Origin of the sequence: Streptomyces sp. 549 (assembly GCF_030124175.1) — a bacterium.
Lineage (GTDB): Bacteria > Actinomycetota > Actinomycetes > Streptomycetales > Streptomycetaceae > Streptomyces.
In genome coordinates this window covers 302,503-314,320 of record NZ_JASKMT010000005.1, presented here as the reverse complement: position 1 = coordinate 314,320, position 11,818 = coordinate 302,503, and the positions used below count along the sequence as shown (strand labels likewise).

10 protein-coding genes are annotated in these 11,818 nt (G+C 74.6%); 8 read left to right on the top strand and 2 right to left on the bottom strand.

From position 1 onward, the window contains the following. Window positions 1-42 precede the first annotated feature (42 nt). Complete coding sequence (locus QNO07_RS09125; protein WP_283991185.1) at window positions 43-1,116, bottom strand: ATP-dependent DNA ligase; 1,074 nt, start codon at window positions 1,114-1,116, stop codon at window positions 43-45. Window positions 1,117-1,231: 115 nt separating this feature from the next. Here QNO07_RS09125 and ligD point away from each other — a divergent pair, with 115 nt between their 5' ends. Further along, window positions 1,232-2,242 carry a non-homologous end-joining DNA ligase gene (gene ligD / locus QNO07_RS09120; protein WP_283991184.1) on the top strand — a complete coding sequence of 337 codons (1,011 nt, stop codon included), beginning with the start codon at window positions 1,232-1,234 and terminating at the stop codon, window positions 2,240-2,242. Window positions 2,243-2,332: 90 nt separating this feature from the next. On the opposite strand, the gene QNO07_RS09115 is transcribed toward ligD, so the two are convergent. After that, window positions 2,333-2,581, bottom strand: coding sequence for a chaplin (locus tag QNO07_RS09115; RefSeq protein WP_283991209.1), 249 nt, complete (start codon window positions 2,579-2,581; stop codon window positions 2,333-2,335). Window positions 2,582-2,845: 264 nt separating this feature from the next. Here QNO07_RS09115 and QNO07_RS09110 point away from each other — a divergent pair, with 264 nt between their 5' ends. The 7 genes from QNO07_RS09110 (at window position 2,846) to QNO07_RS09080 (ending at window position 11,818) form a co-directional block, all read left to right on the top strand. Further along, on the top strand, window positions 2,846-3,934 hold the full coding sequence (locus QNO07_RS09110) for a DUF3344 domain-containing protein (protein ID WP_283991183.1): 1,089 nt from the start codon (window positions 2,846-2,848) through the stop codon (window positions 3,932-3,934). A 62-nt stretch (window positions 3,935-3,996) separates the two neighbouring features. Next, window positions 3,997-5,235, top strand: a complete 1,239-nt coding sequence (locus tag QNO07_RS09105) for a glycosyltransferase (protein WP_283991182.1) — start codon at window positions 3,997-3,999, stop codon at window positions 5,233-5,235. Further along, the gene (locus tag QNO07_RS09100) at window positions 5,232-6,725 is read left to right on the top strand and encodes an exopolysaccharide biosynthesis polyprenyl glycosylphosphotransferase (protein ID WP_283991181.1); all 1,494 of its coding nucleotides are present in this window, start codon (window positions 5,232-5,234) and stop codon (window positions 6,723-6,725) included. Before QNO07_RS09105 ends, QNO07_RS09100 begins: the two co-directional genes overlap by 4 nt. Window positions 6,726-6,728: 3 nt before the next feature. Next, entirely contained in the window at window positions 6,729-8,132 is a 1,404-nt protein-coding gene (locus QNO07_RS09095; protein WP_283991179.1) for an O-antigen ligase family protein, read from the top strand. Next, entirely contained in the window at window positions 8,129-9,796 is a 1,668-nt protein-coding gene (locus QNO07_RS09090; RefSeq protein WP_502961802.1) for a lipid II flippase MurJ, read from the top strand. The genes QNO07_RS09095 and QNO07_RS09090 overlap by 4 nt, the downstream gene beginning before the upstream one ends. After that, complete coding sequence (locus QNO07_RS09085) at window positions 9,786-10,661, top strand: polysaccharide deacetylase family protein (RefSeq protein ID WP_283991178.1); 876 nt, start codon at window positions 9,786-9,788, stop codon at window positions 10,659-10,661. Before QNO07_RS09090 ends, QNO07_RS09085 begins: the two co-directional genes overlap by 11 nt. Then, on the top strand, window positions 10,658-11,818 hold the full coding sequence (locus QNO07_RS09080) for a glycosyltransferase (protein ID WP_283991177.1): 1,161 nt from the start codon (window positions 10,658-10,660) through the stop codon (window positions 11,816-11,818). The genes QNO07_RS09085 and QNO07_RS09080 overlap by 4 nt, the downstream gene beginning before the upstream one ends.

The window sequence follows — 11,818 nt, the reverse complement described above, 5'->3', positions numbered from 1 at the left end:
GAAGGTCCAGCTGGGCACTCCGGCGGCCAGATGCCACGCGGCTCACCCCCCACCCCCCACACCCAGCACCTCCGCCAAGTCGTACCCCACAGGTTCCTCCAGTTGGGCGTAGGTGCACGACTGCGGGGTGCGGTCGGGGCGCCAGTGCCGGAACCGGGCGGTGTGGCGGAACCGGTCGCCCTGCATGTGGTCGTACGCCACCTCGCACACCCGCTCCGGCCGCAGCGGCAGCCAGGACATGTCCTTGGTGCCGCTCCAGCGGCTCGGCGTGCCCGGCAGCCGCTGCTCGGCGTGTGCGTCCTCGTTGCGCCAGCCGGACCAGGGGTGGTCCTCGTCGCCACCGACACGCAGCGGCGCCAGTTCGGCCATCAGCTCGGCCCGCCGCCGCATCGGGAAGGAGGCGCAGGCGCCGACGTGCTGCAACCGGCCGGCGGAGTCGTACAGGCCCAGCAGCAGCGAACCGACCACCGGCCCGCTCTTGTGCGGCCGGACACCGGCCACCACGCAGTCGGCGGTCCGCTCGTGCTTGATCTTCAGCATCAGCCGCTGGTCGGGCCGGTAGGGCAGGTCCAGGTCCTTCGCCATCACCCCGTCGAGGCCGGCGCCCTCGTACTGGCTGAACCACTGCTCAGCGACGGCGGCGTCCGTGGTGGCCGGGGCGGTGAACACCGGGTCGCGGGAGTCGCGCAGCGCCGCCACCAGCAGTTCCCGCCGCTCCCGCAGGGGCGCGTCCAGCAGGGAGGTGTTGTCCAGAGCCAGCAGGTCGAAGGCGACGAAGCCGGCCGGCGTGGTCCGCGCCAGCATCCGCACCCGGGACGCGGCGGGGTGGACACGGGCCTGGAGTGCGTCGAAGTCCAGCCGCCCGCCGGTCGCCACCACGATCTCGCCGTCCACCACGCACCGCGGCGGCAGCCGGTCCAGCAGCGCGGCCACCAGCTCGGGGAAGTAGCGGGTGAGTGTGTTCGTGGAGCGGCTGCCGATCTCCAGCTCGCCGCCGTCCCGGAAGACCAGCGCCCGGTAGCCGTCCCACTTGGCCTCGTAGTGCATGCCGGGCGGGATGCGTGTCACCGCCCTGGCCAGCATGGGTTTCACCGGAGGCATCACCGGAAGGTCCATGGGGCGATTCTGCGCCGGGACCGGCCCGTCCGCCTGCCGGGGCCCGCGGCGGCCGTCGGGTGCGGGCGGAACGCCTGCCGAGCGCCCGACGTCCGCCCGTCCTAGCGTGGAGGGCATGAAGGACGCGGTGGAGCTGGACGTCGGCGGGCGCACGGTGCGGGTGTCCCACCCGGAGAAGGTCTACTTCCCGGAGCGGGGCTTCACCAAGCTGGACGTGGCCGAGTACTACCGGACGGTCGGCGACGGCGTGCTGCGCGCCCTGCGGGACCGGCCGACCACACTGGAGCGCTACCCCGACGGGGTGACGGGGGAGTCCTTCTTCCAGAAGCGCGCACCGAAGAACCTGCCGGACTGGATCCCCACCGCACGCATCAGTTTCCCCAGCGGGCGCCACGCTGACGAGATCTGCCCCACCGAGGTGGCGGCGGTGGTGTGGGCGGCGAACCTGGGCTGCCTGACCTTCCACCCCTGGCCGGTGCGCAGGCAGACGCCCGACCATCCCGACGAGCTGCGCATCGACCTCGACCCGCAGCCCGGAACGGACTTCGCGGACGCCCGCCGGGTGGCGGAGGAGCTGCACACCCTGCTGGGTGAACTGGGCCTGCGGGGCTGGCCCAAGACGTCCGGCGGCCGCGGGCTGCACGTGCTGGTGCCGCTGGAACCCCGGTGGCCCTTCGTGGACGTGCGGCGGGCGGCCATCGCGCTCGGCCGCGAGCTGGAACGCCGCGCGCCGGACCGGGTGACGACCGCATGGTGGAAGGAGGAGCGCGGCCCGCGGATCTTCGTGGACTACAACCAGACGGCCAGGGACCGCACGGTGGCGTCGGCGTACTCGGTGCGGCCCAACCCGCGGGCCCAGGTCTCCGCGCCGCTGCGCTGGGAGGAGCTGCCGGACGCCCGGCCTGAGGACTTCGACCTCGCCACCATGCGGGACCGCTGGGCCGCGGACGGCGACGTGCACGCGGACCTCGCGCAACACACCTACCGGCTTGAGGCGGTACTGGAGTTGGCCGATCGGGACGCACGGGGCCGGGGGCTGGGAGACCTGCCCTATCCGCCGGACCACCCGAAGATGGCGGGGGAGCCGCTGCGGGTGCAGCCCAGCCGGGCGAAGAAGCGGGAATGACCGTGACGGCCCGCGGACACTGCTGTCCGGGGCCGTCGTGGTGGGACTTCACCGCGGGATGACCGCGGTCGACCGGGGGAACCGGTCAGGTCACTTGTTGATGCAGGTGTTGCCGAAGGTCGGGTTGAGCGCCGCGATCACGTTCACGGTGTTGCCGCACAGGTTGATCGGCACGGACACCGGAACCTGGACCAGGTTGCCGCTGAGCACGCCCGGCGAGTGCGCCGCGACGCCGTCCGCGGAGGCGCCACCCCCGTGCGCCATGGCGCTACCGGCACCGCCGACCATCAGAGCACAACCGGCGGCGGCCATCGTGGTGGCCTTGATGATGCGCTTCATCATCAATCTCCTTTCACAGGGTGGATGAACCGATCCCTACAACGAGCGGAATGGTTCAGGGATACGCCCTGTCACTCGAAGGTTCAATCGGCTGCGCCGAATGCCCCCATGCCGAATAACATTGCCGTGGGGAGAACGACGTGGGGCGGGTTCAGGCACGGTCGGTGCCACCATTCGGTGTGTTCTGCGCGTCTCGCGTGATCTCCAACTGGCTTTCTGTCAAGGTGCTCTCCTGCTTGGCTGAAAGAAATCGGAGAGCGAGTCATGCGAATGCCCAGGGGTCTTGCCGGACGAGCCGCGTTGTGCGCGCTCACGGTCGTCACCGCATCGGCGGTACTGCCGGCGGCGGCTGCGCCGAAGGCTGCGGTCTCCGCGCAGGTTCCGTTCGAGGAGCGCTACCGGGCGGTGCAGCACGGCGGCATCGTGCGGGCCGCCAACTCCTCGATCACCTGCCGGACAACGGTCACCCGGGGGGCGCGCACCTGCCCCGACGCGCGTCGCGGCGCGGGGGTCAACGGGGACTACGAGATGTTCTACATCGATGTGGACGACGACCCGCTGACCTACAACTCCAGCCAGGCGGAACTGCGTGTTCCCAAAGGCTCCAGGGTGAGTTGGGCCCGGCTGTACTGGGGCGGCAACCTGCGGGTGGGTGAGCAGAAGCCGCCCGCGGACAACGGCCGGGTACTGCTCGCCGAACCCGGCGGCCAGTACAAGGAGGTGCTCGCCGACAGGGTGATCGGGCACCGCACCAGCACCACGGACGACGCCTTCCAGGCGTCCGCCGACGTGACCGAGCTGGTACGGGACAGCGCTCCGGGGTACTGGACGGTGGCTCAGGTGAACGTCGCGATGGGCCACTCGGCGGCGGGGGCCTGGGGCGGCTGGACGCTCGTCGCCGCCTACGAGAACCCCCGCGAGCCGCTGCGCCGGCTGGCCGTCTGGGACGGTTTCCAGACACTGCACGCCAATCGCCGGAACCTCTCCGTCACCCTCGACGCGCCGGGAATTCCGGCGGGCGCCGCGGGCAGCGCCGGATTCGTGGCGTACAACGGCGACCGCGGGAAGAAGGGCGACACGCTGAGCGTACGCGCGGACGGGCGAAAGGCCGTACGACTGTACGACACCGCCAATGCGGCCGATGACGTGATGAATTCAACGATCTCCGAGTACGGTCGTCATGCTCGAAACCGCAAACCTGCTTATATGAACACGCTCGGCTATGACGCCGACGTGTTCGACATCAAGCCCGCACTGAAGCAGGGCGGGGACCGCCTCACCTTCCGGTTCGGCAGCGGCGCCGACGGCTACCACGCGGGAGTCCTCTTCCTGCAGGTCGACGCCCGCCGCTGAGGCGCCCCGGAGAAGCCGGCCAGCACATCCACCAGATCCGCGTGTACGGGAGAGAACTGCGCGTGCCGCAACACACTCATCAGGCAGCTGCGCTGACGGTGCTGCACCTCACCCAGCCGGTCGAGGGCGGTGTGGCCCGGGTGGTCGCCGACCTCGTCCGGGCCCAGACCGCGGACGGCATCCGCGCCGTCGTGGCCTGCCCGCCGGGCGGCACCCTGCCCGTCGAGGCCCGGGCCGCCGGCGCCGAGGTGCACCCGTGGCCGGCCGGCCGGCAGCCCGGCCCCGGCCTGGCAGCCGAGACCCGCGCGGCGGCACGGCTGATCCGGCAGCTCCGGCCCGACGTGGTGCACACCCACAGCGCCAAGGCCGGTCTCGCCGGCCGCCTGGCGGTACGCGGCCGGGTCCCGACCGTGCACCAGCCCCACGCCTGGTCGTTCGAGGCGGTCGGCGGCGCGGCCGCCCGGGCGGCCCTGCACTGGGAGCGGTTCGCCACCCGCTGGACCACGCGCCTGCTCTGCGTCAGCGAGGACGAGCGCGCCCGGGGCCGGGCCGCCCGGGTGGCCGCCCCCTGGAGCGTCATCGGCAACGGCGTGGACCTGACCCGCTTCAGCCCCGCCACCGGTGGCACCCCCGGGCCCCGGCCGCCCGCCCCCGGCAGTGACCCGGCAGTCCCGGCAGTCCCGGCGGACCTGTCGGACCCGGCAGCCCCGGCGGACTCCTCGGCCCCGGCCGGCCTCGGCTCCCCCCTCGTCGTCTGCGTGGCGCGGCTGTGCCCCCAGAAGGGCCAGGACGTGCTGCTGCGTGCCTGGCCCGAGGTCACGGCCCGCACCCCGGGCGCCCGCCTCGTCCTGGTGGGCGACGGCCCCGACCACGACCTCCTGCGCGCCTCGGCCCCCGCCGGCGTGCGGTTCGCCGGGTCCACCGACGACCCGGTGCCCTGGTACCGGGCCGCCGACCTGGTGGTCCTGCCCTCGCGTTGGGAGGGCATGGCACTGGCGCCCCTGGAGGCCATGGCCTGCGGGCGGCCCGTCGTCGTCAGCGACGTCGGCGGCGCTCGTCAGAGTCTGCCGCCCGGCGCCGCGCCCGACTGCGTGGTGCCGCCCGGCGACCCGGCGGCACTCGCCTCGGCGCTGAACCGCCTGCTGCGGGACGCACCACTGCGCGACAGGCTCGGCCGGCTGGGCCGGCACCACGTAAGGACGAACCACGACGTGCGGCACACGGCGACCGCCGTTTCCGACCTCTACCGGGAACTGCTCGTCCTGCCGCACCAGGAGCGCAGGGAGCACATCAGGCGATGACGACGGAGAGCGCAGACGCGCACAACTCCGGCCGGCTCATGTCCCGGCCGGGCACCTCGGAACAGCCCGCACCGTCGGTCTTTCCGCCGCCCCGGTCCGCCGGCCGCACCGCCGCGCAACCCGGCCGCCTCACCCCCCGCCGCCGCCCCGGCGCCGCCGCGATCGTCAGCGCGGACAGCCTCGCGGCCATCGCCGCGGGTGCCGCCGCGGCAGCCCCGGCGACCGCCGGGCAGGCCGTGCTGGTGTGCGCTCCGGCGCTCGCACTGGCGGTCTGGCTCAACGCCCGCGGCGGCCTCTACCGCCCGGTGCTGTCCCCCTCGGCCTTCGCGGAACTGCCCGCGCTGTTCGGCCGCGTCCTCATCGCCTGGTGCGTGGCCGCCGCCGTCCTGGCCGCCACCCGGCCGGGCGACGCGCTCGGCTGGGCCGCGCTCGCCACCGCCGTCACCGCCCATGTGCTGCTCGCCGCCGCCGGCCGTTCCGCGGTCCACCTCGCCGCCCGCGCGGCGGGCCGCCGCCACCCGCGCTCCACGCTGGTCGTCGGCCCGCCCGGCGCCCGCGGCGGCGTGACCACCACGCTCTACGAACACCCCGAGTACGGCATGCGGCCGGTCGGGCTGGTCACCTGCGGCGGCGAGGACGAGACCGGTACCGCCGAACCGCCACTGCCGGTGCTCTCCTCCGCCGAGGACATCACCCGCGCGGTCATCCAGAACTCCGTCACCGACGCGGTGTTCGCCCACACCCCGCACGAAGAGGCCCGCGCGGCCATGCTCGTCCGCCTCCTCACCGAACGCGGCTGCACCGTCTGGCTCGTCGGCGCCGACCCCGGCACCCTGCCGCCGCGCACCACTGACGCCGGCCAGCTGTGGGGGCACAGCTGCCGCCGCGTCGAAGCACCCCGCCGGCCCGGCGTCGGCGGCGCCGCCAAGCGCGCGCTGGACCTCACCGCCTCGGCCGCGGCCCTGGTCCTGCTCTCCCCGCTGCTGCTGCTGTGCGCCGCGACCGTACGCCTCGCGGACGGGCCCGGCGTCATCTTCCGGCAGGAACGCATCGGCCGCGACGGGCTCCCCTTCACCCTGCTGAAGTTCCGCACCCTGCGCCCCGCCGACGCCTTCGAGTCGGCGACGCTGTGGAGCGTCGCGCAGGACAACCGGATGAGCCCGGTCGGACGGCTGCTGCGGCGCTCCTCGCTCGACGAGCTGCCGCAGCTGTGGAACGTGCTGCGCGGCGACATGAGCATGGTCGGACCCCGACCCGAACGCCCCTACTTCGTCCGCAAGTTCAGCCAGACGCACGCGGGCTACGCGGCCCGCCACAGGATGCCCGTCGGCATCACGGGGCTGGCCCAGGTCAACGGCCTGCGCGGCGACACCTCGATCGAGGAGCGCGCCCGCTTCGACAACCACTACATCGACACCTGGTCGCTGTGGCAGGACGTGCGGATCATGCTGCGGACCGCCACCTCCCTCTTCCGGCTCGGCGGGAGCTGACCTGTGCCCACGGCCACCAAGGCCCGCCCCGCCCCGCACCCCGCCCCGCCGCCCGCACACCCCGCCCCCCCGGCGGCCTCACCCGCCGCCCGTGCCGCCGCCCGGCTCGCGCCCTTCGCGCCGCTGCTGCCGGCCGTCGCGGTGGTCCTGCTGCTGTGCGCGCCGGTCAGCGACGAGGGCTCGCCCGGCAGCAGGGTCACGCTCGCCGACGCCGCCTCCGGCGTGCTCGTCGTGCACTGCGCGGTGCGGCTGCTGCGCGACCGCCGCCGGCCGCTGAGCCGGCTCGCGGTGCTGCTCATCGCCGCCCCGGCGGTCGCGTTCGCCGTCGCCACCGCCACCTCCTGGGACCCGGCCGCCAGCCTGCCCGGCTTCGTGCGCTACCTGCAGATCTTCGTCCTGGTCCCGGCCGCCGTGCTGCTGCTGCTCCGTGACCGGGCTGACTTCCGCGTGCTCGCCGGCGCCGTGCTGTGCGTCGCCGTCGTCCAGGGAGGCGTCGGCGTCCACCAGTACCTCACCGGCACCGGCGCCTCCTACCAGGGCCAGGACATCAGGGCCGTCGGCACCTTCGGACCGCTCGACGTGATGGGCATGTCCACCGTCGTCGCCTACGGCATCGTCATCGCGCTCGCCGCCGGACTCGCCCCGCCCGCCGGCAGCCCCCGCTGGCTGCGGCCCGCGGCGCTGGGCAGCGCCGCGGCGCTGCTCGTGCCCCTGGCCCTGTCGTTCAGCCGCGGTGCCTGGATCGCCACCGCAGCCGCGGTGCTCGCCGTGCTGCTGCTCGCCGGCCTGCGCCTCGCGCTGGGCGCCCTGGCCCTGCTCACCGCCGCCGCCGTGGTCCTGGTCGGCGGTGTCGGCGTCGGGTCGGAGCAGATCGGGCAGCGGCTCGGCAGCATCACGCAGGTCACCGCCGCTCCCGACCAGTCGGTCACCGACCGCTACACCATGTGGGCCGCGGCCACCGCCATGTGGCGCGACAGCCCCGCCACCGGCGTCGGACTCAAGGGCTTCCCCGCCCATCGCGACGGCCACGCCTCACTCGCCCTCTCCTCCGGCAGCGACACCGCGGGCGCCGGGCGCGGCTTCCACCGCGAGCCGCTGCTCTCCCCCCACAACATGTACCTGCTCGTGCTCAGCGAGCAGGGGCTCATCGGCCTGACGGCACTCGCCGGCGGCTGGCTCGCCCTGCTGGCCTGCGCGCTACGCCGGCTGCGCGCAGGCACACGCGGCGGCCTGCCCGCCGACTGCGGGCTGATCGCCGCCGGACTGCTCGTGTGGCAGCTGGTCGACTTCGTCTACGCAGACATCGGGGGACCCTCGACCGTGCTCACCGCCGTGATGATCGGCCTGGCGGCCTGGTGGGGACTGCACCCGCAGACCCGGCCAGGCAGCGGGGCAGCCGCCCGATGAGCGACATGGCCACCGCCGGACGGCCCCCCGGCGGGCTGCCCGCCCCGCCCGCCGCACCGCCGCCCGGCACCGACACCGCCGGCTCCCCGCTGGGCCGCTTCCTCGCCCGGGCCGCCGCGTTCACCGCGCTGCTCACCGCCGCCGGCGCCCTGCTCGGACTCGTCCGCGACCAGACCCTCGCCCACCTCTTCGGTGCCGGCAGCGAGACCGACGCCTTCCTCGTCGCGTGGACGCTGCCCGAGGTCGCCTCGACCCTGCTCATCGAGGACGCCATGGCGCTCGTCCTCGTCCCGGCGTTCAGCCTGGCGCTGTCCCGCCGCGCCGCCCAGCGCCCGGGCCGTGCCGGCCGCGACCCGGTCCGCGACCTGCTCACCGGCACCCTGCCCTGGCTGCTCGCCGCCCTCGCTCTCATCGCCGGTCTGCTCGCCGCCGCCGCTCCGCTGCTCGTCCGGCTGCTCGCCCCCGGCCTCGCCGACCCGCAACTCGCCGTGGACTGCACCCGGCTGACCGCGGTGTCGGTACTCACCTTCGGCGTCGCCGGCTACTTCAGCGCCGCGCTGCGCGCCCACCGCAGTTTCGTGCCGCCCGCCGCCATCTACGCGGCCTACAACGTCGGCATCATCGGCACCGTGCTGCTCCTGCACCACCTCGCCGGGGTGCGGGCCGCCGCAGCCGGGGTCGCCGTCGGCGGCGCGCTGATGGTGCTGGTGCAACTGCCCGCCTTCCTGCGCCGGCTGCCCGTCCGCGCCCGGCCCGCGGCCCCGGCGGACCTCCTCGGTGGCAAGCCTGCCGAGGGCAGGGCCGCCCTGCTCAGCTTCGGACTGCTCGCCCCGGTGGTGCTGTTCGCCCTCAGCCGCCAGTCGCAGGTCCTCGTCGAACGCTTCCTCGGCTCGACCCTGCCGTCCGGCGCCATCTCGCATCTGAACTACGCGCAGAAGGTCGCGCAGATGCCCATGATCCTCTCCCTGATGATCTGCACCGTCACCTTCCCCGTCGTGGCCCGCGCCCTCGCCGACGGCGAGGCCGACCGGGCGCGGCGCCGGGTCGAACGCGACCTCACCCTCGCCGCCCTCGTCGTCCTGCTCGGGGCCGCGTACGTGGTGGCCTACGCCCCGCAGATCATCGAGATCCTGTTCCAGCGCGGCGCGTTCCAGGCCGAGGACACCGCGGCGACGGCCTCCGTCATGCGGGTCTACGCCCTCGGCCTGCTCGGCCACAGCCTGGTCGGCGCGCTGGTGCGGCCCTTCTTCTCCGCCGCTCGCCCCACCTGGTACCCGGCCGCCGCGATGGCCCTCGGACTGCTCATCACGGTGGTGGCCGGCGCGCTCGCGGCACCGCACTGGGGCATCCACGGCATCGCGGCGGGCAACGCCGCGGGCATCACCGTCACCGCGTTGATCCTGCTGCACGGACTGGGCAGTCGCGTGGTCGGCATCCGGGCCCGCCGCGCGGCCGGACAACTGCTGCGGCTGCTCCTGGCCGCGGCGGCGGCCACCGCCGCGGGCTGGTACGCCGCCCCCCTCATCGACCACTCCCTGCTCACCGCGGCGGCCGGCGGCCTGCTCGTGCCGGTCGCCTTCACCCTCGCCGCCCTCGTGGTGCGCGCTCCCGAAGTGCCCCAGCTGCTCACCGCCGTCAAACGAAAGATTCGTGATGACCGCTGAACCGGCCGCACCCCGCTCCGGCGTCCGCATCGCCCGGACCCCGGCGCCCTGGGTGCTGATGTACCACTCCGTCACCGACTACACCGAGGACCCCTACCGGGTCACCGTCACCCCCCGCACCCTCGACCGGCAGCTCGCCTGGCTCACCCGGCACGGCCTGCGCGGTGTCGGCGTCGGCGAGCTGCTGCGTGCCCGCGCCGCCGGGCGCGGCGCCGGGCTGGTCGGCCTCACCTTCGACGACGGCTACCAGGACTTCCTGGAGCGGGCCGTGCCGCTGCTGCACCGGCACGGCTGCACCGCCACCGTCTTCGTCCTCCCCGGCCGCCTCGGCGGCGACAACGCCTGGGACCCCGAGGGCCCGCGCAAGCCGCTGCTCACCGCGGACGGCATCCGCGCCGCCGCCGACGCGGGCATGGAGATCGGCTCCCACGGCATACTGCACCTGGACCTCACCCGCGCCGACGACCGGGCGCTGAGCGAGGAGACGGCCCGCAGCCGGGAGGAACTGCGCAACCTCACGGGCACCGCGGCGGAAGGGTTCTGCTACGCCTACGGCGCGGTGGACCCCCGGGCGGTGCGCGCCGTGCGCGACGCCGGATACGACTACGCCTGCGCGATCGCACCCGGACGGCTGACCGGCCGGCACGCCCTGCCCCGCGCGCACGTCGGCGACGGCGACACCGCACCGCGGCTGCGCCTCAAGCGGCTGCTGCACCCGCTGCGCCGCCGCCCGCTGCCGCCCGGCGCGCTCGCGTCCTCCCGCCCGGGCACCGCCACCGGCACGGTCGGCAACGCCCGTACCGCCGCCGCCCCGGCGACCGTACCCAGCTCCGCGGGCGCCGGCACCCATCGGAGCGGCCGATGAGAGCGCTGCACGTCATCACCGGCCTGGGCGTCGGCGGTGCGGAGCAGCAACTGCGCCTGCTGCTCCGCCGGATGCCGATGGACTGCGATGTCGTCACGCTCACCAACCCCGGTCCGGTGGCCGACGGCATCCGCGCCGACGGCCGTACCGTCACCCATCTGGGCATGCACGGCAACCGCGACCTGGGCGCGCTGCCCCGCCTGGTCCGGCTGATCCGCCACGGCCGCTACGACCTGGTGCACACCCATCTCTACCGGGCTTGCGTCTACGGGCGGGCCGCCGCCCGACTGGCCGGCGTCCGGGCCGTCGTCGCTACCGAGCACTCGCTGGGCGACGCCCAGATCGAGGGCCGGCCGCTGACCCGCTCGGCCCGCGGCCTGTACCTCGCCAGCGAGCGCCTCGGGCACTCCACCGTCGCGGTGTCCGCGACGGTCGCCCGCCGCCTGCGCGACTGGGGCGTGCCCGGCCCGCGCATCGAGCTGATCCCCAACGGCATCGAGGCCGACCGGTTCCGCTTCGACGCGTCGGCCAGGCGGCGGGCCCGGGAGAGCCTCGGCCTTCCGGCGGACGCCTTCGTGGTCGGCGGCGTGGGCAGGCTGGTGCCCGGCAAGCGGTTCGACCAGCTCGTCCGCGCGGTGGCCGAGGTGCCGCAAGCCCGGCTGCTGCTTGTCGGCGACGGCCCGCAGCGCGGTGAACTGGCTCGTCTGACAGGCCAGTTGGGCATCACCGACCGCGTCACACTGTGTGGCGAGCGCGCCGCCGACGACGGCGCCACCGGTCCTGACCGGGACGCCGCAGACGTGCCGGCGCTGCTGGCCGCCATGGACGTCTTCGTCTCCCCGTCGGCCGAGGAGGCCTTCGGCCTCGCAGTCCTGGAGGCGCTGGCCGCCGGGCTGCCGGTCCTGCACGTCACCTGCCCCGCCATCGACGAACTCCCGCCCACCGATGCCCCCGGCGCCCGCCGGATCGACGTCGGCGAACTGGCCGCGGCCCTCACTCGGGCCCAACACGACCACCAAGCCGGCGCGCCCCGGTTGCCCGTCCCCCCAGCCGTCGACCGCTACGACATCGCCCGCAGCGCCGAACGCCTGATGGCCGTCTACGCGCGTGTCGCCGCTCCTGCCCAGGCCCGACCCCAGGCCCGACCCAAGAGGTGA

Bases quoted from the DNA above. Each gene is read 5' to 3' on its own strand.
- QNO07_RS09090 (WP_502961802.1), top strand. From the start codon at position 8,129: ATGAGCGACATGGCCACCGCCGGACGGCCCCCCGGCGGGCTGCCCGCC.
- ligD (WP_283991184.1), top strand. From the start codon at position 1,232: ATGAAGGACGCGGTGGAGCTGGACGTCGGCGGGCGCACGGTGCGGGTG.
- QNO07_RS09085 (WP_283991178.1), top strand. From the start codon at position 9,786: ATGACCGCTGAACCGGCCGCACCCCGCTCCGGCGTCCGCATCGCCCGG.
- QNO07_RS09080 (WP_283991177.1), top strand. From the start codon at position 10,658: ATGAGAGCGCTGCACGTCATCACCGGCCTGGGCGTCGGCGGTGCGGAG.
- QNO07_RS09100 (WP_283991181.1), top strand. From the start codon at position 5,232: ATGACGACGGAGAGCGCAGACGCGCACAACTCCGGCCGGCTCATGTCC.
- QNO07_RS09125 (WP_283991185.1), bottom strand. From the start codon at position 1,116: ATGGACCTTCCGGTGATGCCTCCGGTGAAACCCATGCTGGCCAGGGCG.
- QNO07_RS09110 (WP_283991183.1), top strand. From the start codon at position 2,846: ATGCGAATGCCCAGGGGTCTTGCCGGACGAGCCGCGTTGTGCGCGCTC.
- QNO07_RS09115 (WP_283991209.1), bottom strand. From the start codon at position 2,581: ATGAAGCGCATCATCAAGGCCACCACGATGGCCGCCGCCGGTTGTGCT.